25 protein-coding genes are annotated in these 24,848 nt (G+C 62.8%); 12 read left to right on the plus strand and 13 right to left on the minus strand.

Annotated features, from left to right (window positions below):
• The first annotated feature begins 93 nt into the window (after positions 1 to 93).
• From RQ479_RS19175 to RQ479_RS19195, 5 genes are all read left to right on the plus strand, one after another.
• Entirely contained in the window at positions 94 to 999 is a 906-nt protein-coding gene (locus tag RQ479_RS19175) for a branched-chain amino acid ABC transporter permease (protein ID WP_352464496.1), read from the plus strand.
• 204 nt (positions 1,000 to 1,203) lie between these two features.
• On the plus strand, positions 1,204 to 1,788 hold the full coding sequence (locus RQ479_RS19180) for a TRAP transporter small permease subunit (protein ID WP_292658329.1): 585 nt from the start codon (positions 1,204 to 1,206) through the stop codon (positions 1,786 to 1,788).
• Positions 1,788 to 3,566 carry a TRAP transporter large permease subunit gene (locus RQ479_RS19185; protein WP_376705975.1) on the plus strand — a complete coding sequence of 593 codons (1,779 nt, stop codon included), beginning with the start codon at positions 1,788 to 1,790 and terminating at the stop codon, positions 3,564 to 3,566. The genes RQ479_RS19180 and RQ479_RS19185 overlap by 1 nt, the downstream gene beginning before the upstream one ends.
• A gap of 16 nt (positions 3,567 to 3,582) precedes the next feature.
• Entirely contained in the window at positions 3,583 to 4,608 is a 1,026-nt protein-coding gene (locus tag RQ479_RS19190; RefSeq protein WP_376702222.1) for a zinc-dependent alcohol dehydrogenase family protein, read from the plus strand.
• A gap of 85 nt (positions 4,609 to 4,693) precedes the next feature.
• On the plus strand, positions 4,694 to 4,849 hold the full coding sequence (locus tag RQ479_RS19195) for a hypothetical protein (protein WP_352464499.1): 156 nt from the start codon (positions 4,694 to 4,696) through the stop codon (positions 4,847 to 4,849).
• 149 nt (positions 4,850 to 4,998) lie between these two features.
• Here the strand turns inward: RQ479_RS19195 and RQ479_RS19200 are convergent, their stop codons facing one another.
• The gene (locus RQ479_RS19200) at positions 4,999 to 6,108 is read right to left on the minus strand and encodes a TRAP transporter substrate-binding protein (protein ID WP_352464500.1); all 1,110 of its coding nucleotides are present in this window, start codon (positions 6,106 to 6,108) and stop codon (positions 4,999 to 5,001) included.
• A 285-nt stretch (positions 6,109 to 6,393) separates the two neighbouring features.
• Here RQ479_RS19200 and RQ479_RS19205 point away from each other — a divergent pair, with 285 nt between their 5' ends.
• Positions 6,394 to 7,167, plus strand: a complete 774-nt coding sequence (locus tag RQ479_RS19205) for a gamma-glutamyl-gamma-aminobutyrate hydrolase family protein (protein WP_376702223.1) — start codon at positions 6,394 to 6,396, stop codon at positions 7,165 to 7,167.
• Between the two features lie 14 nt (positions 7,168 to 7,181).
• On the opposite strand, the gene RQ479_RS19210 is transcribed toward RQ479_RS19205, so the two are convergent.
• The 5 genes from RQ479_RS19210 to RQ479_RS19230 all read right to left on the minus strand — a co-directional run bounded on the left by RQ479_RS19210 (position 7,182) and on the right by RQ479_RS19230 (position 11,279).
• Positions 7,182 to 7,577: a hypothetical protein gene (locus RQ479_RS19210; protein WP_376702224.1), complete on the minus strand. Its 396-nt coding sequence runs from the start codon at positions 7,575 to 7,577 to the stop codon at positions 7,182 to 7,184.
• 154 nt (positions 7,578 to 7,731) lie between these two features.
• A complete protein-coding gene (locus RQ479_RS19215; RefSeq protein ID WP_376702225.1) occupies positions 7,732 to 8,712 on the minus strand; it encodes a 2-hydroxyacid dehydrogenase in 981 nt (326 codons plus the stop codon).
• Positions 8,709 to 9,731, minus strand: a complete 1,023-nt coding sequence (locus RQ479_RS19220) for a LacI family DNA-binding transcriptional regulator (protein WP_023676245.1) — start codon at positions 9,729 to 9,731, stop codon at positions 8,709 to 8,711. Before RQ479_RS19220 ends, RQ479_RS19215 begins: the two co-directional genes overlap by 4 nt.
• A 68-nt stretch (positions 9,732 to 9,799) precedes the next feature.
• Positions 9,800 to 10,684 carry a DMT family transporter gene (locus RQ479_RS19225; protein WP_376702226.1) on the minus strand — a complete coding sequence of 295 codons (885 nt, stop codon included), beginning with the start codon at positions 10,682 to 10,684 and terminating at the stop codon, positions 9,800 to 9,802.
• 187 nt (positions 10,685 to 10,871) lie between these two features.
• Positions 10,872 to 11,279, minus strand: a complete 408-nt coding sequence (locus tag RQ479_RS19230) for a DUF2000 family protein (protein ID WP_352464508.1) — start codon at positions 11,277 to 11,279, stop codon at positions 10,872 to 10,874.
• A gap of 51 nt (positions 11,280 to 11,330) precedes the next feature.
• Here RQ479_RS19230 and RQ479_RS19235 point away from each other — a divergent pair, with 51 nt between their 5' ends.
• On the plus strand, positions 11,331 to 12,203 hold the full coding sequence (locus tag RQ479_RS19235; protein WP_376702227.1) for an AraC family transcriptional regulator: 873 nt from the start codon (positions 11,331 to 11,333) through the stop codon (positions 12,201 to 12,203).
• Positions 12,204 to 12,205: 2 nt separating this feature from the next.
• Here RQ479_RS19235 and RQ479_RS19240 read toward each other — a convergent pair whose 3' ends face one another.
• Together RQ479_RS19240 and RQ479_RS19245 are read right to left on the minus strand one after the other, a co-directional pair.
• On the minus strand, positions 12,206 to 12,688 hold the full coding sequence (locus RQ479_RS19240) for a MarR family winged helix-turn-helix transcriptional regulator (RefSeq protein ID WP_352915193.1): 483 nt from the start codon (positions 12,686 to 12,688) through the stop codon (positions 12,206 to 12,208).
• Between the two features lie 203 nt (positions 12,689 to 12,891).
• Positions 12,892 to 13,614, minus strand: coding sequence for an intradiol ring-cleavage dioxygenase (locus tag RQ479_RS19245; RefSeq protein WP_376702228.1), 723 nt, complete (start codon positions 13,612 to 13,614; stop codon positions 12,892 to 12,894).
• A 200-nt stretch (positions 13,615 to 13,814) separates the two neighbouring features.
• On the opposite strand from RQ479_RS19245, the gene RQ479_RS19250 reads away from it, so the two are divergent.
• On the plus strand, positions 13,815 to 14,879 hold the full coding sequence (locus tag RQ479_RS19250) for a CobW family GTP-binding protein (protein ID WP_376702229.1): 1,065 nt from the start codon (positions 13,815 to 13,817) through the stop codon (positions 14,877 to 14,879).
• A 274-nt stretch (positions 14,880 to 15,153) separates the two neighbouring features.
• The gene (locus RQ479_RS19255; protein WP_376702230.1) at positions 15,154 to 16,128 is read left to right on the plus strand and encodes a WD40 repeat domain-containing protein; all 975 of its coding nucleotides are present in this window, start codon (positions 15,154 to 15,156) and stop codon (positions 16,126 to 16,128) included.
• 8 nt (positions 16,129 to 16,136) lie between these two features.
• On the opposite strand, the gene RQ479_RS19260 is transcribed toward RQ479_RS19255, so the two are convergent.
• Positions 16,137 to 16,592, minus strand: coding sequence for a hypothetical protein (locus tag RQ479_RS19260; RefSeq protein ID WP_376702231.1), 456 nt, complete (start codon positions 16,590 to 16,592; stop codon positions 16,137 to 16,139).
• A gap of 157 nt (positions 16,593 to 16,749) precedes the next feature.
• On the opposite strand from RQ479_RS19260, the gene RQ479_RS19265 reads away from it, so the two are divergent.
• From RQ479_RS19265 to RQ479_RS19275, 3 genes are all read left to right on the plus strand, one after another.
• On the plus strand, positions 16,750 to 18,132 hold the full coding sequence (locus RQ479_RS19265) for an aspartate aminotransferase family protein (protein ID WP_376702232.1): 1,383 nt from the start codon (positions 16,750 to 16,752) through the stop codon (positions 18,130 to 18,132).
• A gap of 14 nt (positions 18,133 to 18,146) precedes the next feature.
• Positions 18,147 to 19,568, plus strand: coding sequence for a glutamine synthetase family protein (locus tag RQ479_RS19270; RefSeq protein ID WP_376702233.1), 1,422 nt, complete (start codon positions 18,147 to 18,149; stop codon positions 19,566 to 19,568).
• A 109-nt stretch (positions 19,569 to 19,677) separates the two neighbouring features.
• A complete protein-coding gene (locus RQ479_RS19275; RefSeq protein ID WP_376702234.1) occupies positions 19,678 to 20,355 on the plus strand; it encodes a UdgX family uracil-DNA binding protein in 678 nt (225 codons plus the stop codon).
• A gap of 2 nt (positions 20,356 to 20,357) precedes the next feature.
• Here the strand turns inward: RQ479_RS19275 and RQ479_RS19280 are convergent, their stop codons facing one another.
• From RQ479_RS19280 to RQ479_RS19295, 4 genes are all read right to left on the minus strand, one after another.
• Positions 20,358 to 21,623 carry a glycerate kinase gene (locus tag RQ479_RS19280; protein ID WP_376702235.1) on the minus strand — a complete coding sequence of 422 codons (1,266 nt, stop codon included), beginning with the start codon at positions 21,621 to 21,623 and terminating at the stop codon, positions 20,358 to 20,360.
• A complete protein-coding gene (locus RQ479_RS19285; protein ID WP_376702236.1) occupies positions 21,620 to 22,123 on the minus strand; it encodes a heme-degrading domain-containing protein in 504 nt (167 codons plus the stop codon). Before RQ479_RS19285 ends, RQ479_RS19280 begins: the two co-directional genes overlap by 4 nt.
• 74 nt (positions 22,124 to 22,197) lie before the next feature.
• On the minus strand, positions 22,198 to 23,511 hold the full coding sequence (gene guaD, locus RQ479_RS19290) for a guanine deaminase (RefSeq protein ID WP_376702237.1): 1,314 nt from the start codon (positions 23,509 to 23,511) through the stop codon (positions 22,198 to 22,200).
• The gene (locus tag RQ479_RS19295; protein ID WP_376702238.1) at positions 23,508 to 24,725 is read right to left on the minus strand and encodes a urate hydroxylase PuuD; all 1,218 of its coding nucleotides are present in this window, start codon (positions 24,723 to 24,725) and stop codon (positions 23,508 to 23,510) included. The genes guaD and RQ479_RS19295 overlap by 4 nt, the downstream gene beginning before the upstream one ends.
• Positions 24,726 to 24,848 lie beyond the last annotated feature (123 nt).

A 24,848-nucleotide genomic window follows, 5' to 3' on the forward strand; every position in this document is an offset into this window, starting at 1 on the left:
GTGCAACGCTCCTCACTGAGTGATCGCCGTATTGAGAATGTCGTTCGTCCCAAACCTCTGCCCCGATTGCGGGGCATGCATCGAGGGTCTTGCATGCTCTATTTCTTCCAGCAGGTTCTGAACGGCCTGCATTCGGGCGCGCTCTACGCATTGCTTGCCTTCGGCTACGTGCTGACCAACGGCATCCTGCACCGCACCAATCTTGCCTATGGCGCGCTGTTCGCATTTTGCGGGCATACGATGATCCTCACCGCGGCGTTCGGCTATCAGGCGCTGTGGCTGACGCTGTTTGCATCGGTCGCGCTCGGCGTAGCGGCGGCATTCCTTTATGCGGCGCTGCTCAGCCATGTCCTGTCGCGAAGCATCTTCGAACCGCTGGCCGACCGCTCGCCCAACGCCATCGTGGTGACGACACTCGGCATATTGCTGGTCTTGTCGGAAGCCAGCCGCATCGCCGCCGATACCCATGACCTATGGTTGCCGCCAATGCTGGCCCAGACCATCGTCTTCGCGCAGAATGCCAGCTTCAAGGCGACGTTGACGCTGATCCAATTGCTCGATTGCGCCGCCGTGCTGGCGGCTATTGCGCTGGCTGCGTGGGGGTTCACACATTCCAGCTTCGGCCGAAGCTGGCGTGCCGTATCCGACGATCCCAAGGCCGCTGCGATGTGCGGTGTCGATGTCCGCGCGGTGTTTCGGCGTGCGGTGCTATTCGGCGGCCTTTGCGCGGCACTGGCTGGCGTGCTCGCCGCCTTCTACTACGGTAACATCAGCTTCGGCACAGGGTTGGTCTACGGGTTGAAAATCCTGTTCGTGACCGCAGTGGGCGGCTATCTTTCGCCTTTGCGGGCGGCACTGGGCGCCGCCGCTTTCGGCATGGCCGAATCGCTATGGGCCGGCTATTTCCCGCTCGAATGGCGGGACGGCTGGATGTACCTGTTCCTCGTCGCCATGCTTGTGCTGATCGGCGCCGGCCGCGACCAACAGAAGATCGCCTGAGCCGCATCCGACTTTGGTTGGATGAAAGAGCAGCGTGTCCTTGGAGATGCATAGGACGCGGCAGCATTTTGCCGGGCATCACCTCACAACCGTGTTTATGCGGGCTGTCCCATGTTGACCCGCCGAACCACGCACTGCATACCGTTGGTCCACAGCGATGCGACGGACACGGAACCGCCGCGCTCTGACACAAGGGAGGAATGCATGGCAGGGCTTCTCGCTCTTTCCAGAGCCATTGATCGTTTGAACGAATTCATCGGCAAATGGGTTTCGTGGTTGATCCTGCTGGCAATCCTGGTAAGCGCCGCCAACGCCGTCATCCGCAAGGTGTTCGACATGTCCTCGAACGCCTGGCTGGAATTGCAATGGTATCTGTTCGGCGCCGCCTTCATGCTGGCCGCCGCCTACACGCTGAAGCAGAACGACCATATCCGCATCGATATCGTCTACGGCATGTTCTCGCGCCGCGTGCAGCACTGGATCGACCTTTTCGGTCACGTCTTCTTCCTGATGCCGTTCGTGACGCTGATGGTGGTCTATTTCGTTCCCTATGTGTCGCTGTCGTATCGCAGCGGCGAGATGTCGAACAATTCCGGCGGGCTGATCATCTGGCCGGCGAAGGCGATCCTGCTGGTCGGCTTTTTTCTGCTCGCGCTGCAGGGCATTTCCGAAATCATCAAGAAAATCGCCATCATGCGTGGTCAGATGGACGATCCCACTCCGTTCATATCGGTGCATGAGCAGGCCGAGCTAGAGGCCAAGGCGCTCGTCGAAGAGGTGCGCTCGTGATCGAGTTCATCGCCCAGAACATGGCGCCGATCATGTTCGCCTCGCTGGTCGTCTTCCTGCTGATCGGCTACCCCGTCGCTTTCTCGCTCGCCGCCAACGGCCTGATGTTCTTCTTCATCGGCGTGCTGCTGTCGCCCTATTCGGGCGGCTCGATCAATCTCGCCTGGCCGTTGCTGCACGCGTTGCCGGATAATTTCTATGGCAGCCGGGTGATGTCGAACGATACGCTGCTGGCGATCCCGTTCTTCACCTTCATGGGCATCGTGCTCGAACGATCCGGCATGGCCGAAGACCTGCTCGACACGATCGGCCAGTTGTTCGGACCGGTCCGTGGTGGCCTGGCCTATGCCGTGATTTTCGTCGGCGCGCTGCTGGCCGCGACGACCGGCGTGGTGGCAGCTTCCGTCATCGCCATGGGTCTGATTTCGCTGCCGATCATGCTGCGCTACGGCTACGACCGGCGGCTGGCATCCGGCGTCATTGCCGCGTCCGGGACGCTTGCCCAGATCATCCCGCCGTCACTGGTGCTGATCGTCCTGGCCGACCAGCTCGGCCGCTCAGTCGGCGATATGTACAAGGGAGCGCTGATCCCCGGGCTCATTTTGACCGGCATCTACATGCTCTACATCCTGCTTATGTCGATCTTCCGGCCGAAGTCGATGCCGGCCCTGCCGCTGGAGGCCCGCACGCTCGGCCACGGCGTGCTGTCGCTGCTGGCGGCCTTGCTGGCGGCGGTGGTGGTTTCCTATGCGGCGTATCGCTACCTCGCCCCGAACCATGGCGGCAACGCCGATATCCTCGGCGCCAGTATTGGCGTCATCTTCATCTATGTCGTGGCGATCGTCGACCAGCGCCTGAAGATCAACCTGATGTCCAGGCTGGCGCAGCAGGTGATCATCGTGCTGATCCCGCCACTGGCGCTGATCTTCCTGGTGCTGGGCACCATCTTCCTCGGCATCGCCACGCCGACGGAAGGCGGCGCCATGGGCGCCGTCGGCGCGCTGGCGATGGCGGCGATGAAGGGGCGGCTCTCGCTCGACGTGATCAAGCAGGCGCTGGCCTCGACAACCAGGCTGTCGTCCTTCGTCCTGTTCATCCTGATCGGCGCGCGGGTGTTCTCGCTGACCTTTTACGGCGTCAATGGCCACATCTGGGTCGAGCACCTGTTGACGTCGTTGCCGGGCGGTGAAGTCGGTTTCCTGATTGGCGTCAATATCCTCGTCTTCGTGCTCGCCTTCTTCCTGGACTTTTTCGAGCTTGCCTTCATCATCGTGCCGCTTTTGGCGCCAGCGGCTGACAAGCTCGGCATCGACCTGATCTGGTTCGGCGTGCTTTTGGGCGTCAACATGCAGACCTCCTTCATGCATCCGCCCTTCGGCTTCGCGCTGTTTTATCTGCGCTCGGTCGCCGCGCGCGTGCCCTATCTCGACCGGCTCAGCGGCAAGCAGATCGCGCCGGTCACCACAGGACAGATCTATTGGGGCGCGGTGCCCTTCGTCTGCATCCAGGTGATCATGATCGGCCTGACCATCGCCTTCCCGCAGATGGTGATGCACTATAAAGGCACCGTCGTCGATCCGGGCACCATCAACTACCAGGTGCCTGAAACGCCTGGCATCGGCTTGTCGCCGCTTGGCACGCCGCCGGCCAACGGCGGCACTGCCCCGGCCTCACCTTCCACACCGGATTTGTCGCAGCCGCCGAGCTTCGACGAAAAGCCGCCCGCGAAACCGATGGCACCGGCAATCGATCTGTCGCAACCACCGAGTTTCAACTGAGGAAGGCCCGGTAGCCATGAAGGCGGTGCGGTTGGAGCGAGTGGGTGGCCTCGCTGTGTGCGAGGTCGAGAAACCGACCGCCGGGCCGGACGATCTGTTGGTGCGCATCGAGGCGTGCGGCGTCTGCGGCACCGACAGGCATCTTTTCCATGGTGAATTCCCGTGCACGCCGCCGGTGACGCTCGGGCATGAATTCTCCGGCATCGTCGAGGCGATCGGACCTGCCGTATCCGGCTTTTCCGTCGGCGACCGCGTCACCGGCGATCCCAACATTGCCTGTGGCCGATGCGAGCATTGCCAGACCGGCCGGGTCAATCTCTGCGGCAATCTACGCGCCATCGGCATCCATCGCGATGGCGGCTTTGCCGAATATCTTGCCTTGCCACAGAAACAGGCCTTCGTCTTGCCAGGCGATCTGAAGCCGACGCATGGTGCTTTCTGTGAGCCGCTCGGTTGCTGCCTGCATGGCGTGGACCTTGCCGCGATCAAACCAGGCTCGTCGGTCGCGGTGCTTGGCGGCGGCGTGATTGGCCTGCTCACCGTTCAGCTGGCAAAGCTCGCTGGTGCGACGACGATCATCCTGTCGACGCGTCAGGCCTCGCGGCGGGCTCTCGCCGAGGAACTGGGCGCAACGGCGACGGTCGATCCCAGTGCTTCCGACGTCACCGACGCGATCGTCGGCCGGTCGGGTTTGATGCCGGGCGGCGTCGACGTGGTGTTCGAATGCGCCGGCGTGAAAGACACCGTCGAGCAGGCGATGCGGCTGGCGAAGGCGGGCGGCACAATTGTCGTCGTCGGCGTTATGCCGCAAGGCATGAAAGCGGCGTTCGAACCGTTCGACCTGCTGTTCCGCGAGTTGAAGGTCCTGGGCTCCTTCCTCAATCCCTTTACCCATCGCCGGGCCGCCGATCTTATCGCCTCGGGGGCGATCGAGGTAGACCGGCTGATATCGCGACAAGTCAGCCTCGACGAGGCGGTGGCGATCATTGCCAACCCATCGGCGCCCGGCGAGGTCAAGGTCCTGGTAGTGCCTCAGGGCTGATCCATCGGGCCGGTTTGCCACCGGCGGGTTTCGCGGTTCTGCGTGGCATCGATGGCTTCATCCTCAATCCGATGAAGCCGGGCTGATGAAGCCGGGGAAAGGCGACCCCGCCACCTATGCCGACGCCGGCCTGCAACCGGGTGAGGTCCAGCAACTGATGCGTGGCCGCATCAAGTCGACTGCTTTCTATTGCCATGCGCCGGGTGGGATACTGGTGGAAGTCAGTGCGTCCGAAGGCTGACAGGGAAGGACCGCGGGGTGGCCCGCGGTCCTTTGACAAGATCCATCAAACGCCTGGAGCGGAATGCATTCGAACCAAACCGGGCATCCGCTTTGTTTTAGCCATTTTTCTGCGACGCCGAGTGGAGCCACTCGGCGTAGCAAAATGTTCTAGAGCTTGCTGTTGCGCTGCTGGACCATCATGAAGGTGTCGTAGTTGTACTCGGCCACCTGCGCCCAGAGATAATGCTCCTTGCGGAACGCCTTGATCGAGTCCCAGATCTTCTTGAACGGCGCGTTCGAGGTTTCCATCTCGGCATAGACTTCGTTGGCTTTTTCGAAACAGGCGGCCATGATCTCTTGGCTGAACGGGCTCAACTTGGCCCCGCCGGCAACCAGCCGCTTAACCGCCGCCGGATTGAGATAGTCGTATTTCTGCAGCATGTTGGCGTCGGCCGCTTGAGCGGCAGTATGCACCAGCGACTTGTAAGCCGGCGAAAGTTCGTCGTATTTCGCCTTGTTGAACATCAGGTGGACAGTCGGTCCACCTTCCCACCAGCCGGGATAGTAGTAATAGGGCGCAACCTTGTAGAAGCCGAGCTTCTCGTCGTCGTAGGGGCCGACCCATTCGGCGGCATCGATCGTGCCTTTTTCCAGCGCCGGATAAATGTCGCCACCGGCGATCTGCTGCGGAACCACGCCGAGCCTTTGCACCACTTTGCCGGCAAAACCACCGATACGCATCTTGAGGCCGGAAAGGTCGGCGACCGTTTTGATCTCCTTGCGGAACCAGCCACCCATCTGCACGCCGGTATTGCCGCCCGGCAGCCCGAACAGACCCTGCGTCGCCAAGAACTCGTTGAACAGATCGATGCCGCCGCCATGATAGTGCCAGGCGTTGATGCCGCGCGCATTGAGCGAAAACGGAACCGCCGCTCCCAGCGCCCACGTCGGGTCCTTGCCCCAGTAATAGTATGCCACGGTATGGCAGGCCTCGACGGTGCCGGCAGTGGTGGCGTCGGCGGCCTGCAGGCCGGGAACGAGTTCGCCGGCGGCGAAGACCTGGACCTGGAAGTTGCCGTCGGTCGCCTCCGACAGCATCTTGGAAAACACTTCGGCGCCACCATAGATCGTATCGAGCGACTTCGGGAAGGACGACGCCAGCCGCCAGGTCACTTTCGGATTGGACTGGGCGATGGCCGGCGCGGCAAGTGTCGCGGCAGCGGCCGCGGCGCCAACGCCGGCGGTGCCGGCCTTGCGGATGAACGAACGACGATCCATGAAGTTCCTCCCTTTTGGATCAACTGACCGACATTCGGGACGCTTCGGCGCCCGGATCGGCTTCGAGCCCGACAATACACAGGCAAGGAGTCGAGTCCAGCGCGGCAGCCCGGTTTGAGTGGCGCATTTCGGGGAAATTCACGGCGTTGGGGCAGATCTTGCAACTATAGTCTAAGGTCGATTAACTGGCCTACGCGACACGCCGAAACTTGCCATGGAAATGCGCCTTCGGATCGCCTATTTTGCAGGCAGACAATTCGTTGCACCCGATGGGATTCGAACCAAATGCACCAGCCGCTCGTCGCCATATCGACCGACGTCCGCCAGTTCGACAATTACACCTGGCATGCCGCGCCGCAGCAATATCTTGAAGCGGCGCTTTCGGGGGCAGGCGTGTTCCCGCTGCTGGTGCCGTCCTTCGGCGACCGGCTCGACTTCGACGAACTGCTTTCCGCCGTCGACGGCGTCATGGTCACCGGTTCCAAGTCGAACGTTCATCCCTCGCTCTATGGCGGTGACGCCAGCGAAGCCAATGGTCCCTACGACCCCGCCCGCGACGCCACCACGCTGCCGCTGATCCACCGGGCGGTGGAGCGCGGGGTGCCGTTGCTTGCCATCTGCCGCGGCATCCAGGAGATGAATGTGGCGCTGGGTGGCACGCTGGCCACCGAAATCCAGGAACGCGCCGGTTCGCTCGATCATCGTGCGCCGGCAAGCGACAATCAGGACGAACGTTTCGCCATCCGCCAGAGCGTGTCGATAAAATCCGGCAGCTGCCTGGCCGGGGTCTTCGGCGCCGGCGACATCATGGTCAATTCGGTGCATCGCCAGGCCATCGACCGGCTTGGCCCGAAGCTGCAGGTCGAAGCGGTCGCCGCCGACGGCACTGTCGAGGCGGTTTCGGTGCGCGATGCACGGGCTTTCGCCGTCGGCGTCCAGTGGCATCCCGAATACTGGGTCAAATCGGACAGCATCTCGGTAAAGATATTTCGCGCATTCGGCGATGCGGTGCGCCTGCATCAGGCGGCGAAATCGGGCGCGCGCGCCGCGGCGGAATAATCCCGCCGCGCTCGTCAGTCGCCGGACGACGCCAGCGTCAGCAGCGGCAGCGCCGGCGCGTAGGATTCGTAACCATCGCCGTCGGCGACTGAGAACATGACGATCGGATCGGTGCCGTTGGCGCTGAAGGTGACCGTGCCGTCATCCTGCTCTCGCCAGAACTTCGCCTGCTCGACGCCGGGCAACACCCGGCGGCAATTCGCGGCGACCGTCAACAGCGACAAGCCTTGCGAAATCTCGGCGCCACGGCTGACCGCACAAGACGCCTCGTCACCATGGGCGACCAGCCGGTAGTTGCCGGATGAAGGTGGCGACTCACTGGCTGCACGGCTTTCACCGCTACCGGCGTAAAACAGCTGGACGCTGCCGAACAGCACAGCAACCGCCATCAATGCAGGAAGCGTTTTCATCCTGTTTCTCCGCGCATTTCAAGCGCGCCGCGTTCGAAGAGATCAGGAGGCGCGCTTCATCTTGCTGTCATGTGCTGTCAGGCGGACAGACACTAGGAAGGGACCAGAATGATTCCGAAGGGTTAAGCTGAAGTTAATAGATATGGCAGCCCGCTTACGGCCTTGCCTTGACATTTGCCGTCTCCGGCACCGGCGTCAGCGCCTTGCGCTGCGAAAACCACGAGACCAGATTTTCGACGCACAGGTCCGCCATGGCGCGGCGGGTGTGCTGCGAGGCCGAGCCGACATGTGGCAAAAGCGAGGTGTTGGGCGCGGCAAGCAACGCCGCTGGCACATTCGGCTCGTCGGCAAAGACGTCTAGCCCTGCAGCGGCGATGCTGCCGCTGGCAAGTGCGACGGCAAGGGCTGATTCGTCGACCGTGCTGCCCCGGCCGATGTTGACGAAAACGCCGTTCGGCCCAAGGGCCAAGAGGATTTCGGCATTGACTGCCTTTTCCGTCGAAGCCCCGCCGGGCGCCACCGAGATCAGCGTGTCGACCGCCTCGGCGAGACCTTTCAGCGTCGGGTGATAGTCATAGGATAGGCCTTCGACGCGGCGCCGGTTGTGATAGGCAATGGGCAGCCCGAAAGCGTCGAGCCGGCGGGCAATGGCGAGGCCGATGCGGCCCATGCCGAAGATGCCGACATGGCGACCGCGCAAGGTCAGCCGGCTCAGCGGATAATTGCCGTTGCGCAGCCAATTTCCGTCGCGCAGCCAGGCCTCGGCGCGCGGCAGTTCGCGGACGGTATTGATCAGCAGGCCGAGCGCCGTATCGGCGACCTCCTCGGTCAGCACATCCGGTGTGTTGGTGACCATGATGCCGCGCTGTGCGGCGTGGTGGACATCGACAGAATCATAGCCGACGCCGAAATTGGCGATGATCTCGAGCTTTGGCAGCGCGTCCATCAACGCGGCGCTTATGCCGCCAAAGGCGGCTATGCCGCGCACCGTAAGGCGCATCTCGTCGGTGACCAGCGAGGGATCGGCGCGTTCGATCCGAACGCGGCTGAACGCCCCGTCAATGCGGCCGACCGCATGATCGTTGAACTGGCCCGGCACCAGAATGGCGACAGCTTGCTGTTCGGTTTTTGTCATGCACGTTCCACCGGTTTGCCGGTCGACTGGCGCACATGCAGTTCCGGCTTGATCAGTTCCTGCGACGGTCGCACCGTCTGTCCGTTGAGTTTGTCGAGCAGCGCGCTGGCGGCGCGGCGGCCAACCTCGCGCTGGCCGTTCCAGACCGTGGTTAGCGCCGGCGTCGCGATCGCCGCCTCCTCGAGGTCGTCATAGCCGGTAACGGAGATGTCGATGCCCGGCACCAGACCGGCGCGCGCAATGCCGTTCATCAGGCCGATGGCGACGAGGTCGTTCCAGCAGCACGCCGCGGTCGGCCTGTCCTTTAGCGCCAGGAACTGCCCGGCAGCCTCGAAGCCCGCTTGCTTGGTGCGCGGACCGGCGATGCGCCAGGACGGCCTGACCTCAAGCCCCGCCGCTTCCATGGCGTTGACATATCCCTGATAGCGGTCGCGGCCGGTCGACGTCTGATCGGTACCGCCGATCATTGCGATGCGCTTGTGGCCAAGCGAGATCAGATGATTGGTGGCAAGCCCGGTGCCATAGGCATCGTCGCCGCGAAACACCGGCACGTCGGCACCTTCGACGGTGCGTGCAATCAGCACTGCCGGGAGACCGTTCTCCTCGGCCATGATTATGTCTTCGGGCGGCGTGCCGATGGCCGGCGACATGATGACGCCGTCAGCGCCCAGCTGCAGAAGCGTGTCGATGAAGGTGCGTTGTTTCTCGAGTTGGTCGTAGTGGTTCGACAGGATGAAGGTTTGCCGGCTGCGGTCGAGCTCGCTCTCGATCGAACGCAATATCTCCGCAAAGAACGGGTTCATGATGTCGTGGACGACGACGCCGACTATGCCCGAGCGCGAGGTGCGCAGGCTGGCAGCGCGGCGGTTGTAGATATAGCCGATGGCGCGGGCATGTTCCTTGATGCGGTCGCGGGTGCCGCCGGCGACCAGCGGGCTGTCGCGCAAGGCCAGCGAGACCGTGGCCGTGGACACGCCGAGCGCATCCGCGATGGTCGAAAGCTTGATCTTCTGTGCCAGCGCCCTGCGCTCCTGAAGCAATTTAAACTGTTTAAAGGCCGGCTCTTATGCCATCGATCCCGAGCAAATCAAAGTTTTTTTGCCAGCGCTTCCGCCTCCGCGTCCAGCGTCGCGCGGTTGCGCAAGCGAAGCCGGTGCTCGCGGTGGACGATGTAGAGGCCGCTGGCGACGATGACTGTGGCACCGGCCAGCGTCCAGCGATCGGGAAACTGGTTGAAGACGATCAAGCCGGAGACGATCATCCAGATCATCTGCGAATATGGATAGGGGGCCAGGGCCGTGGTGGTGGCAAGGCGATAGGCCTGCACAAGAAGCCAATGGCCAAGGGCGCCGAAAACGCCAAGCATCAGCAATATGAACCAGTGCCAGCCATCCTGCGGCAGCGAAAGCGAAAACGGCAGTGTCGGCAGCAGCAGCACGGCCGGCGCCAACGCCGAAAACAGGATCAGGCTTTCCGAGGTTTCCGTCGCGGACATGCGGCGCGTCATGATGACGTAAAAACTGTTCGATAGCATCGAGCCGAGCGCAAAGAGATGGCCGACGCCAAAAACCCCGATGCCCGGCCGGGTAATAATGAGGACGCCGACAAAGCCGCTCATGATCGCCAGCCAACGCCGCCAGCCGGCCCATTCCCCTAGCAACGGACCGGCAAGCGCGGTGATCACCATCGGGCCGAAGAAGTAGATCGAGGTGGTTTCCGCCAGCTGCAGCGTCCGCAGCGCCAGAATGTTGCATATCGTCGATCCGAACAGGAGGAGACCGCGCGTGAGATGCGCCGGCAGGTTGGCGGGACGAAAGCGCAACGGCTCACGCCATCCGCGCAGAAAGACGCCGACGATCAGGACATGGACCGCGAAGCGGGTCCAGGCGACGATCAGCGCCGAGACGCCGGCCAGGACAAGGTATTTGCTGCTGGTGTCGAGAAAGGTGAAAAACACGTAGACGGAAAGCATGCACAGGATCGCCGCCGGCGACGTCGCGCTTTCGTCATGTCTTGGGGAAGTATTCAATTTCAGGCCGGACGGGAAGCAAGGCAGTCCTTCACCAATGCGGCAATTGTCGCCTGCCCGCAAGCCAAAACAGGCTGGTACAACGACAGCCGCCGACCAGGCTCAGTTTTTGTCCCTGGTGGCCGAAGAGTCAGGTGTGCATGCGGGCACCCTTGGTGATCTTGTCGACGAGCTTCTTTTCGGCGCGAAGCGCGATGCCGACCACCTTGGCATCCTCCGGCGCAAATTCGGCAAAGACGGCACGGTTGGCCAGATCATACCCAGTCGAAAACATTTCCTCGACATAGAGCGAGACCGTCACACCACGCTCCAGCGCCCGCCGGTGGATCGCGCCGAGCGTCTGGCCGTCCGCCGAAAGCACGATGACTGGCTGGATCGACAGCGGGTTGTAGATGTTGCCGGCGCGATCACGGTAGGGGTCGCCGATGATGTCGGGAAACTGCGCGACGATGCCACTGGTCAGAAAGGCGGTGACGTTGAGCTTTTGCCAGACGGGAAGATCATCCTTGAGCACGATTGCAAATTTCGTATCGAACATGCGACAGTTTCCAATCCAAAAGAGGGCCAATCCGAGGCTGCGAGTGAAGCTATGCCGCACGGTCTAGACGGGGAAGCCTTTCAGGGTCTTGGACGTTTGTGCGTGGATGCAGCCGAGAACTGCATCGTACCGGCACCCCGTGCTGCCGGCATGGAGCGCATCGAGGCCCGGTTCCACGGCAATGCCTTCGATCTCCATCGCCACGACACCTATGCGATTGGGGTGACGCTTTATGGCGTGCAGCGCTTCCGCTATCGCGGCCAAACGCATCAGAGCTTGGCTGGCCAGATCATTATCCTTCATCCCGACGAACTGCACGATGGCGGTGCCGGCACCGAAGATGGCTTGCGATACAGAATGCTCTATTTGGAGCCGTCCCTGATGCTCGATTGTCTCGGCGGCGGGTCACTGCCTTTCGTCGGGGATGCCGTGGTGACGGACCGCGATCTCCGCGCGACGCTGCTTTCGGCGCTCGGGCCGCTGGATCAGGAACTGGACGAGTTGTTTGTCGTCGATTTCATGACGCAGCTTATGCAAAGCCTGGCCCAGCACGCCGGTCAGCCGGCGAAACCGGTAGCGAAAACTGCGTGGCGCGCCGCCAGCCTGGCGCGCGACTATCTGGAGGAAAATGTCGCGCGGATTGTACATTCGGATGAATTGGAGGCGATAACCGGATTGGACCGTTATGCCCTGTCGCGGCACTTCCGCGCCACTTTCTCGACCAGCCCGCACCGGTTCCTGTTGATGCGCCGGCTTCAGCGAGCCCGCCGTATGATCGAAGCCAACGAACCGCTGGCAGAGATCGCCATCGCGGCCGGCTTCAGCGACCAAAGCCATTTCAATCGGCATTTCAAGAAGGCGTTCGGCGTCACGCCGGGACGCTGGTCGGCACTGACGCGACGGCCGTCAGCGGCGAACGTGTGACCTTATTCAAGGATTTTGTCCTCGATATCCAGTTCGTCATCCGGGAGCACCATTTCGCCGTTCGACAGGTTCGCCTCGACACGCGCAAGCAGCTTGAACAGCGCTTTCTGATCCTTCTTGTCGAGACCCTTCAATGCCTGCTTTTCGGTCTTCTTCACCGATTTCTCGATGGCGTGGATGATTTCGCGGCCGGTGTCGGTGAGGAAAATATGCGCCTGGCGGGCATCGGCGGAGGAGGCGCGCTTTTCCAGAAAACCCTGCGCCTGCAGCCGGTTGATGGTCTTGGTGATGGTCGGCGGACGCACGCCGAGGCGGCCGGCAAGGTTGCCGGGCGTCTGCCCGTCGTCGCGGTCGAGCGCCAGCATGATCTGGTCCTGGCCGGCATAGAAACCATGCGCCAGAAGCCGGGCGGCGAGCGCCGTGCGCGCCAGCCGCGCCGCCGAATGCAGCCGGCTCATTGTTGCAGTCTTGTCCGCCTTGGCCATGCTCATCCCCTCCTCGGCCGAACCGGTGCGGGCAGCATAGAAGCAGGCCGCCGATTGGCAATGACGATCGAAAACATTCCGGCTCGGAAAATAGCTTTGCCGGCAAGCATCGCGATGTTCGCCGTGGCTAATGCCAGATGTTTATTTCAGTTAGATGACAAACGACTTTCCGTGACGGCTGGATGGCACGTGGCGAGGCGTTCTCAACCGGCCTTCACCGCGACCACCATCAAGGCCTGATAGGCGTCCGCCGTTTCTCGCAGCGCTGCCTGCGACAGCGGCCCGGCCTGCCGCGCAATGCCATCCCGCGCGTTCGATGTGTCGCGTTTGCCGGGACGGTCGTTATAGGGCGCGACGGTGGCGAATATCTGCTCGCTGAGGCTGTCGGGGAAAAACATCTGGCCGGTCATCACCGAGCGGTCGTCGGGGAAGATCTTGAAATGGATGTGAGTGGTGCGGCCGCGATACCAGCCGGGATAGATGGTGGCGAAAGAAGCAATGCCGCTTCCATCGGTTCCCTGCCAGCCCCGGAGAAAGCTCTGGCCGGACGTGTCGACATCCTGACCGTCGCCCTGTCCGGGATAGCCGGAATAGGCGCCCTGGGCGTCGCAATGCCAAATATCGACGCGAGCGCCGGGAAGCGGCCGGCAGTCGGCGTCGACGATTTGCAGCCGCACATTGAGGGCGATGCCCTTCTTGCCCTCGGTGATATTGGCGCGTTCGAGCTTCGGGTCGAAATAGAACGGCCCTTCGGTGACCTCGGGCGTGATGGCGCAGACGCCGGCACCGGCTTCGAACAAGGCAAGCCCGGCATAGGGCGAAACCTGCCCGGCCCTTGCGCCGGCGGGCAGGAATATGCCGCCGGCGGTGACCGCAACGAGACCGAGCGCCTGCCGACGGCTTAGTGGCAAGGACTTGTCGGACATCTGGCGCCTCTTCAGTGCGAACAGCCCCCGTAAATGATCCTCGGCCTATCTAGGCCCTACCGCCAGCCCGCGCCAATGAAAGTTCGGCAATGTGAGGAAAGTTCGGCAATACCGGCCTCTCTTTGGCCCACCGGTTTGCCTCGTGCAAAAGCCGAGCACACGTCCTATATGGAGCCGACAATCCCTATTCGAGGCACAATATGAGCGACGCACAGACGCAGATCCCCGTAACTGTCCTCACCGGCTATCTCGGCGCCGGCAAGACGACACTGCTCAACCGCATCCTTTCGGAAAACCACGGCAAGCGCTACGCCGTCATCGTCAATGAATTCGGCGAGATCGGCATCGACAACGAGCTGATCGTGGAATCCGACGAGGAAATCTACGAGATGAACAATGGCTGCGTCTGCTGCACCGTGCGCGGCGACCTGATCCGCGTCGTCGAAGGCCTGATGCGCAGGCCCGGCCGCTTCGACGCCATCGTCGTCGAGACCACTGGCCTCGCCGATCCCGTGCCGGTAGCACAAACCTTCTTCATGGACGACGACGTGCGTTCCAAGACCAGGCTCGATGCGGTGGTGGCACTGGTCGACGCCAAGCACCTGCCGCTGCGCCTCAAGGATTCTCGCGAGGCCGAGGACCAGATCGCCTTTGCCGATGTCGTCGTGCTCAACAAGACCGACCTGGTCACCCCCGAAGAGCTGAGCAAGGTGGAGGCAACGATCCGCGCCATCAACCCGGCGGCACGAATCCATCGCACCACGCGCGCCAGCGTGGCGCTGTCCGAGGTGCTCGATCGCGGTGCGTTCGACCTGTCCCGGGCGCTGGAGAACGATCCGCACTTCCTCGAGGCGCATGACGATCACGACCATCATGATCATGACCACCATCACCATGATCATGACGGCCATGATCACCACGATCATGACGGGCATCATCATCATGCGCACCCTTCCGACATCCATGACGTGACCGTGCAGTCGGTGTCGCTGCGCGGCGGCGAGATGGACGCGAAAAAGTTCTTCCCGTGGATCGAGAAGGTCACCCAGATGGAAGGCCCGAACATCCTGCGGCTGAAAGGGATCATCGCGCTGAAAGGCGATGACGAGCGCTATGTCATCCAGGGCGTGCACATGATCATCGAGGGCGACCACCAGCGCGCCTGGAAGGACGGCGAGAAGCACGAGAGCCGGCTGGTGTTCATCGGCCGCGAACTCGACGCCGAGCGGCTGAAGACAAGCTTCGAGGCCTGCCAGGCCGCTTGATTTAGCTGCCCCTTCTTCCTTCTCCCTTGTGGGAGAAGGTGGATCAGCGCGTAGCCCCAAGACGGTTGAGGGTGTTGGACGGAGCGCTGTCGGCGTCAAGCTGGAGCACCCCTCATCCGACCGAGCTTGCTCGAGCACCTTCTCCACAAGGGGAGAAGGGGCAGCCCGCAACGCTGGCGGTCTCTCCTCACGACGATCCAAAAGCACGGGTTGAGACCCGCAACTCAACCCCTTAAGGGTGAGGCAGCAGAAATCTCGAACGGAATTGTCTCTCATGCCCACAGTTGCCCCGCTCGATCTCGAAGGCCACTGCCTCGCCGCCGTGTTCCTCGGCGACGTGCCGCATTTTGCGCTGGCTGACGGCACAATCCATCGGCTCGACCATGGCCACAAGACGGGGCAGGCCAATGACGGGCTGCTCGCCGCCTTCCATGATGCGGCGAACGACCGGCTGATCACCGGTGGTGAGGACGGCAAGATCTTTGCCGTGACCGCAGACGGCAATACAGCGGAATTGGCGACCGCAGGCAAAAAATGGATAACCAGCGTCGCCGCCGGGCCGCAAGGCGCTATTGCCTATGCTTCGGGCAAGATTGCCTATGCGCGCTTTGCCGACGGCAAAACCAGGGAATTCTCGCATCCGCGCTCGGTCGAGGGGCTTGCCTTCTCGCCCAAGGGCATGCGCTTCGGCGTTGCCCGCTACAATGGCGCGACGCTGCATTTCCCGGCCGCCGACGGCAAGCCGGTCGAACTCGAATGGGCCGGTGCCCACACCGGCATCACCTTCTCGCCGGACGGCGGCTTCGTCGTCACCACCATGCAGGAAAACGCGCTGCATGGCTGGAAGCTCGCCGACGGCAAGCACATGCGGATGTCCGGCTACCCCGGCAAGGTCAAAAGCCTGTCGTGGAGCGCCAAGGGCAAATGGCTGGCGAGTTCCGGCGCGCCGGCAGCGATCGTCTGGCCGTTTTCCGGCAAGGACGGGCCGATGGGCAAGGCGCCCCTGGAACTCGGCACGCGCGGCAATGCGATGGTCACCTCCGTCGCCTGTCACCCGAGCCAGGATGTTGTTGCTATCGGCTATGATGACGGCATGGTGATGGCGGTGCGCTTCGCGGACGCCAGGGAAGTGCTGTTGCGCAGGCCGGGCAAGGGCGCCGTCACCTCGATGATGTGGGACAAGGAAGAGCGCCGCGTCGCCTTCGGCAGCGCGGCGGGCGACTGCGGCGTCATCGATATTTCGGCGTAGCCTGTTACTTACTCGGCTCCGCAAGATACTTTGCCGGTCAATTCAGCCGGTTTGCCGTCCTTTTCGGCATCGGCCGTGACATCATAGATCGAGAGCAAATAGCGGCCGTCATAGACGCCTTCATCGCTGGCCTTGGTCAGGATCGCCAGTTCGACATAGCCGTAGGCGTTTTCGACCTGCCGTTCATGGTAGACGAGCAGCCGCAATTCCTTGTTGTCGAGCCAATATTGCGTGAGGTTCTGATCCCCGAATACCGTCTTACGCAGACTGTCGTCAGCCGGCCTGCCCAGAATTTCGAGCTCGCCGCTAAAATTGAAGGTCGGCCCGCCCATGCCTCTGGTGACCCCGGCACCGACCTGAAATTTGACGGCTGCATCCTCGGCGGAACACCAGATGCCGCCGGACGCCAGAGCCGCACCAACCGACGACAGCAGCGTTGCTGCGCAGACGATCGCCCGCACCATCTTGTCCCCTCCAGCCGAAGTACCATTGGCGCCCGAAGGCGGCTCGCGGTCAAGCGCCCGTTTTCATTCAAATGACCGCTGACCCAACACAGGGCAGCCGCCCGGCCAATTGCGATGGCGGATGCCGATTGTCTAAAGTGCGACTGAGAGGGCCTCCATGAACGTCATCAACCATTCAAAGACTTCCATCGGCGGCATCGGCCCGGCCCGGATCGCCGAGTTGCGCGCGACCGAGGCAGAAGTCTTCCGCCGGGCGCGGCCAAAATCGATGGCGAAAATCGGCCATGGCCTGCCCTGCTTCTTCGGCGGCGTGCCGATGCATTGGATGAACGACTGGCCGACGCCGTTCCCGATCCTCGTCGATAGTGCCAGGGGCGCCATCATCAGAGATATCGACGGCAACCGGCTCAACGATTTCTGCCTTGGCGACACCGGTTCGATGTTCGGTCATTCGCCGCCGTCGGTCGCACGCGCCATCCGCCGGCAGGCCGGACGCGGCCTGACCTACATGCTGCCTGCCGAGGACGCGCTCGCCATCGGGCCGCTGCTGCAGCAGCGTTTCGGTTTGCCGTTGTGGCAGATCGCGACGACGGCGACCGATGCCAACCGCTTCGCGCTGCGCGTTGCCCGCGCCGTTACCGGCCGGGAGAAGATACTGGTCTTCAACGGCTGTTATCATGGCTCGGTCGACGAGACGATGGTGCGGCTGGTCGCCGGGAAAGCGGTGAATCGACCGGGACTGGCCGGCGAGTTCCGCGACCTGACGCGTGCGACTGATGTCGTCGAGTTCAACGATCTGCCGGCGCTCGACGCGGCACTCCGGGGCAACGATGTCGCCTGCGTCATCGCCGAGCCGGTGCTGACCAATTCCTGCATGGTGCTGCCCGAAGCCGGCTTTCATGATGGCTTGCGGCGTCTCACCCGTGCGACCGGCACGCTGCTTCTAATCGACGAGACGCATACAATCTCGACCGGTCCCGGCGGCTATACAAGCAAATACGGGCTGGAACCGGACCTGTTCGTGCTGGGCAAGCCGATTGCCGGCGGCGTACCGGCGAGCGTCTGGGGCATGAGCGAAGACGTTGCGGCGCGCTATGCCGCTTATATCAGCCGGAAAGAGCCCGGCTACTCCGGCATGGGGACAACGCTGTCGGCCAATCCGCTGCAATTCGCAGCGATGCGCGCCACGCTCGAACACGTCATGACCGACGAGAACTACAGCCATATGGACCATCTGGCGCGGCGGCTCGACGCCGGGCTGACTGCCGTCATCGATCGCTATCGTCTGCCTTGGCATGTTGCTCGCGTCGGTGCCCGTGTCGAGTTCATCTGCGCGCCGGGCCCGCTGAGGAACGGCGGCGAAGCGGAAGCTGCGCATGCGCCGGAGCTCGAAGCGGCAATCCATGTCGCGCTGGTCAATCGCGGCGTGCTGATCGCACCCTTCCACAACATGATGCTGATCTCTCCTGCAACCAGCGCCGCCCAGGTGAACCGGCTGATCACCGCCTTCGGCGCGGTTGCGGCAAAGCTTACGGCGTGAGACAAGCTTGCGGCATGAAACAAGCGCCCAAGCAAAGTTTGAACCTGGTCACGGCATCCCCTTCGGGCTCGACGCCTGCCGAGGCGCAGGCCTTTCTCGACGCTCATCCCGAGATCGAAGCGTTCGACATTGTGCTGACCGACGCCAATGGCGTCGGGCGCGGCAAGATCGTGCGCCGGCACGAGTTGATGAGCATCTTCGAGGGTGGCCGGCACATGCCGATCTCGATCCTCGGCCTCGACATCACCGGCGAGGATGTTCACGAGACCGGGCTGATCTGGACGACGGGCGACGGCGACCTGCGGGCGTGGCCGATCCCCGGCACACTGGTGCCGCTGTTCGGCACCCAGCCGCCGCGCGGCCAGGTGCTGATGGCGATGTACCATCTCGATGGCCAGCCGATGTCTTCCGACCCGCGGCTGGCACTCGCCCGCCAGGTAGACATCCTCGCGGCCAAGGGCCTGCATCCGGCCGGCGCCTTCGAGCTCGAATTCTTCCTGCTCGCCAACGAGCGCGATGCCGAAGGTAAGGTGCAGCCGGCGCACGCGGTGCTTGACGGACGCCGCTCGGCCAAGACGGAGGTCTATTCCGTGGACCATCTGCACGGCATGGAGCCGCTGTTTTCCGACATCTACGCCGCAGCCAAGGTGCAAGGCATCCCGGCCGAGACGGTCATCTCGGAATATGCGCCCGGCCAGTACGAGCTGACGCTCAACTACCGCAAGGACGTGATGCGGGCGGCCGACGATCTCGTGATGCTCAAGCGGCTGGTGCGGGCGCAGGCGCGCCGTCATGGCGTCACCGCTTGCTTCATGGCCAAGCCGATCGAGAAGTATGCCGGCTCGGGCATGCATTTTCATGTCTCGCTGCTGGACGATGCCGGCAAGAATGTCTTTGCCGAAACCGGCGGCGAAAGCTGGTCGCTGCCGCTGCTGCGCGGGCTCGGCGGACTGATCCAGACGATGGCGGAATCGATGCTGGTCTTTGCGCCGCACGCCAACTCATGGCGGCGCTTCGTATCGCAATCCTATGCGCCGGTGGCACCGACCTGGGGCGTCAACAACCGTTCGGTGGCACTGCGTGTGCCGGCCGGCGATGCCAAGAACCGCCGCATCGAGCACCGGCCATCGGGCGTCGACGCGAATCCTTACCTGGTGGCAGCAACGGTGCTGGCAGGCATCGTCAAAGGCCTTGACGAGGGCCTCGATCCCGGTCCCGAAACCACCGGCAATGGCTACGAATCGGCCGTCACGCGCACGACGATGCCGGTCGACTGGCGTGCCGCGATCGAGGCGGCAAGGGCGTCGGCCTTCCTCAAGGGTGCATTGGGCGAAGACCTGCACCGGACGTTCGTGGCGATCAAGCAGTCGGAATATCTGCGCGTGGCGCGCACGGTCAGCGAACTGGATTATCACCTCTATCTGCACGAGGTGTAGGCATCACGTTGGCCACGCCGAATAAATTCAACGGAACCTTCGGTGGGCTTCGCTCATTCCGGTTCTGATTGCAGGAGCGGACAAGGCCGCATCAGCCATGATCGCCAGGATGCAGACGACCCCCACGTCGCACCATGCCAAGGTGCAGCCGAGAGGCTTGCCGACCGGCAAATCCCCGGAAACGACAGAAATCGACGCCAGGACGATTCCCGAACTGCGCGAAACGGCCAAGATCTGCCGCCGCTGTCCGCTATGGCACGACGCCACGCAGACCGTGTTCGGTGAGGGCCCTGATAAAGCCAAGGTGATCTTCGTCGGCGAACAGCCGGGCGACCAGGAGGATCTGGCGGGCAAGCCTTTCGTCGGTCCGGCCGGCAAGGTGTTCGATGCGATCCTGGACGATGCCGGCGTCGATCGGCTGAAAGTCTACGTCACCAACGCGGTCAAGCATTTCAAGTTCGAGCCGCGCGGCAAGCGGCGCATCCACTCCAAGCCGAACGCCGGCGAGGTGCAGGCTTGCCGCTGGTGGCTCGACAAGGAGATCGATCTGATCAAGCCTAATCTGGCGGTAGCGCTCGGCGCAACGGCGGCGCAGGCGCTGCTCGGCAAGGTGGTGCCGATCATGAAGATGCGCGGGGCGGTCGTGGAGCGCGACGACGGCTTGCGTGTCTTCGTCACCATCCACCCGTCCTTCATCCTGCGCATTCGCGAGCCGGCGGACAAGCAGGCCGAACGCGAGCGGTTCCTGCAGGATATGAGAGCGGTGAAAAGGCTGATTGCGGCCTGAACCTATCTGATCAGGATCGCCCTCAAATCATTGACGTTCGTCCCAGTCGGTCCGGGCGCGAAAAGATCGCCGACGGCGTTAAACGCGGTCCACGCATTGTTGCCGGCAAGCATGGCCTTGGCATCGACGCCCGCCATACGCATCCGCGACACCGTCGAGCCGTCGGCGAAGGCGCCGGCATTGTCTTCCGAACCGTCTATGCCGTCGGTGTCGGCGGCCAGTGCGTGGACGCCGGCCATGCCGCTGATCCCAATGGCGAAGGCGAGCAGGAATTCCGAGTTACGGCCGCCTTTGCCTTTCGCGCGCAAGGTCACCGTCGTCTCGCCGCCCGACAGGATTAGCACCGGCTTTGCGAATGGCCGGTTGCGCGTCGCCACTTCGCGCGCGATCGCGGCGTGGACGCCGCCGACCTCACGCGCCTCGCCCTCGATGGAATCGGAGAGAATGACCGCCTGAATGCCTTGGCGCTTCGCTTCGGCCGCTGCGGCTTCCAGCGAGACGCCGGCGGAAGCGATCAGATGCACCTCGTTGCGGATAAAACGCGGGTCGTCCGGACGTGGCGCATCGGCCGCCGGCGAATTGATATGCGCCATGACCGAAACCGGCAGGTTCATGCCATAGGCAGCGATCGATGCCAATGCGTCCTCACGGCTGCCTACATCCGGCACGGTCGGACCAGAAGCGACCAGAGCCGGATCGTCGCCCGGAATATCAGAAACAACCAGCGAGACCACCTTGGCAGGATATGCGGCGGCCGCCAGCCTGCCGCCCTTGATCGAGGAAAGATGTTTGCGGATGGTGTTCATCGCGGCGATCGGCGCGCCGGAGGCGAGCAGCACCTCGTTGACGGCGATCTCATCGGCCATCGTCAGACCTTCGGCAGGTGACGGCAGCAGCGCCGAGCCGCCGCCCGAAATGAGCGCCACGACGAGGTCGTCCGCAGTCAGTCCCTGGACTTTTTCGAGCAGCCGTCGCGAGGCTTCGAGCCCCGCGGCATCCGGCACTGGATGCGCCGCCTCGATGATCTCGATGCGCCGGCAGGCCGCGCCATAGCCGTAGCGTGTGACGACCAGCCCTTCGATCGGCCCGTCCCACACTTTCTCGAAAGCCGCTGCCATCTGCGCCGAGCCTTTTCCTGCACCGATGACGATCGTGCGGCCCTTCGGCCTTGCCGGCAAATGATCCTTGATCGTCCTCTGGGGATCGGCGGCGGCAACGGCGGCGTTGAAGATCGAAATCAGAAAGGGCTTGGGGTCTACCTCTGTCATTTTGCTTCCGCCGGCAATGCCAGCTCGCGCGCATTGATGCCGAGATACTCACACAGCGTATCGACGACCACGCCATGGTCCTCACGCTCCGGCAGGCCCGAGACGGCGATCACGCCGATGACGCCGGCGCCCTTGACAGTGATGGGAAAGCCGCCACCGGCCAGCACGTAGTCGGCAACGTCCAGCCCCTCGCCGGGCTTGAAGCTGCGGTCGGGGCGCTGCTGCTCCAGCACCACGCGGTAGGTGCTTTTCAGGAACCGCCGCACCACGTTGATCTTGCGCCGCGCCCAGTCCGGATTGGAAGCGTTCGAGCCGGGCATTGCCGCATAGAACAGCGGCCGGTCGAAGGTTCTGATATCGACGATGATCGGCAGGTTTTCCTTGAGAGCCCGATCGCGGATCGCCGAACCGATCTCGAAAGCGACAACTTCATCGAAGGCGGAGAAAACAAGCGTGGCTTCCTGCTTCTTGATCAGAGCGATGTCGTCCGCAACGGCCATGTCGTTCCCCTGTCAATCTCGCCTGTTGCTTTGGCGGATGGCTGCCGCCCGGTCAAGCCGGCCGCATACGACGGCTAAACCGCCATATCCGTCTTGGCCGCGCGGCCGGCGACATAGACCTCGCGCACGGCGCGGTCATCGCCGAGCGTCTGCAGCAGAAACAATTCCTCGGCGAGCGTGTCCGCCGTCTCTACCCGCAGCCGCATCGCCGGCGTGGCGCGGGCGTCGAGCACGATGATATCGGCGTCGCTGCCTTCCTCCAGGGTGCCGATCTTTTCCACAAGCGACAGCGCCTCGGCATTGCCGCGGGTCAGTTGCCAGAACGACTGGAACGGATTGAGCTTCTCGCCGTTCAGCGCGACCACCTTGTAGCCCTCGTCCATGGTGCGCAGCATCGAATAGTTGGTGCCACCGCCAACATCGGTAGCGGCGGCGATGCGGAGCGGCTTCTCGCGGCGGCGATACCGCTGATAATCGAAGAGGCCCGAGCCGAGAAACAGGTTGGAGGTCGGGCAGAACACCGCCACCGAGCCGCTATCGGAAAGCGCATCCGCCTCGCGTTCCGACAGATGGATGCAATGGCCGAACAGGCTTCTGCGCCCGAGCAGCCCGTAATGCTCATAGACATCAGTATAGTCGCGCGCCTGCGGATGGAGCTGCTGCGTGAAGGCGATCTCGGCGTGGTTTTCCGACAGATGCGTCTGCATGTGCAGATCAGGATATTCGCGGCAGAGCGCGCCCGCCATCTCCAATTGCTCGGGCGACGAAGTGATGGCGAAGCGCGGGGTGATGGCATAGTGCTGGCGCCCCTTGCCGTGCCACTCCTCGATCAACGCCTTGCTGTCGTCATAACCCGATTGCGGCGTGTCGAGCACGCCCTCCGGAGCGTTGCGGTCCATCATCACCTTGCCGGCGATGTTGAGCATGTTGCGGTCGTGCGACTCGGCAAAGAACGCTTCGGCAGATTCCTTGTGTACCGAGCAATAGGCTGCGACAGTCGTCGTGCCGTGACGCAATACTTCATCCAGGAACAGCCTGGCGATACGGCGGCCATGCTGGGCGTTCTGGAATTTGGTCTCTTCCGGAAAAGTGTAGGTGTTCAGCCAGTCGAGCAGCTCGGCGCCGAAGGAAGCGATGACCTGCATCTGTGGAAAATGCGCATGCGCATCGATGAACCCGGGCAGCAGCAGATGCGGCCTGTGGTCGATCTTTTTTGTTCCCTCGCCCGCCTTTTTCTCGACCTCGGCATAGGCGCCCGCGGCAACGATCCTGCCGTCGCGGAGCAGCAAGCCGCCATCTTGCTCGTAACGCCAGGCGGAATGGTCGTCGACAGTTTCGGGCCAGCGCAAGAACGACAGCGTGCGGCCGCGCAGCAGCGTGCTGGTCATTTCCTTGCGCCTTCGAACCATGCCACCAACAGCGCCCGTTCCTTATCGGTGATCTGGGTGACGTTGGCGGGCGGCATAGCGTGGCTGCGTCCGGCCTGCAGGTAGATCTCGCCGGCGTGCTCGGCGATGCCGGCATCGGTATCGAGCATCACGCCCTTCGGCGCGTGGTAAATGCCCTCGTAGGACGGCTCCGCCGCGTGGCACATCGAACAGCGGCCAAGCACCGTATCACGCACCGCAGGAAAGTGCGCCGAGGCGACATAGACCTGGGCCGCCGACGACGCCTTCGCCTCGCCGGTCAGCAGCTTCGGTGCCGTCGACAGCCATATGATGACGACGAACAGGACGGCGGCCGCCAGCCAGGTCCAGGTCGGATTGCCTTTGCGCGCATGCCTGGTGTTGAAATAGTGCCGGATCAGCACGCCGATAATAAACACCAGCGAGGCGATGACCCAGTTGAACTCTGTCCCGAACGCCAGCGGATAATGGTTCGACAGCATCAGGAACAAAACCGGCAGCGTCAGGTAATTGTTGTGCAGCGAGCGCTGCTTGGCGATCTTGCCGTATTTCGGATCGGGCTTACGGCCGGCGATCAGGTCGGCGACGACGATCTTCTGGTTGGGGATGATGACCATGAAAACGTTGGCCGACATGATCGTCGCGGTGATGGCGCCAAGATGCAGGAAGGCGGCGCGCCCGGTGAACAGGTGGGTCAGTCCCCAGGCGATGAATACCAGCACGCCGTAGAGCACCAGCATAAGGCCAGTGTCGCTGTTGCCGAGCGGCGAACGGCACAAGAGATCGTAGACCACCCAGCCGACGCCAATCGTCGCCAGCGACAGCAAGATGCCTGTAGGCACCGACATCGCAAGCACATTTGGATCGATCAGGAACAGGTCCGCCCCGGCATAGTAGACGACGCACAACATGGCGAAGCCCGACAGCCAGGTGGCGTAGGATTCCCATTTGAACCAAGTCAGGTGCTCGGGCATCTCTGTCGGTGCCACCAGATATTTCTGCACATGGTAGAAGCCGCCGCCATGCACCTGCCATTCCTCGCCGAAGGCTCCGGCAGGCATGCCCGGACGCTGGCGCAGGCCGAGGTCGAGCGCGACGAAATAAAAGGACGATCCAATCCAGGCGATGCCGGTAACGACGTGCAGCCAGCGCACGGCGAAACTCAGCCAATCCCAGAATATCGCGAAATCCATCATGAAAAATCGTCCCTGCCGATCCACTGACTTTACGGACTGGAGCGCAAACGGAAAGGGCCGAGGCGCACGATGACTTTCAAAAAAAATTGGAAAATACTAGGCTGATCATACGCAGCCACATGA

Origin of the sequence: Mesorhizobium sp. ISC25, assembly GCF_042295465.1 — a bacterium.
Classification (GTDB): domain Bacteria; phylum Pseudomonadota; class Alphaproteobacteria; order Rhizobiales; family Rhizobiaceae; genus Mesorhizobium.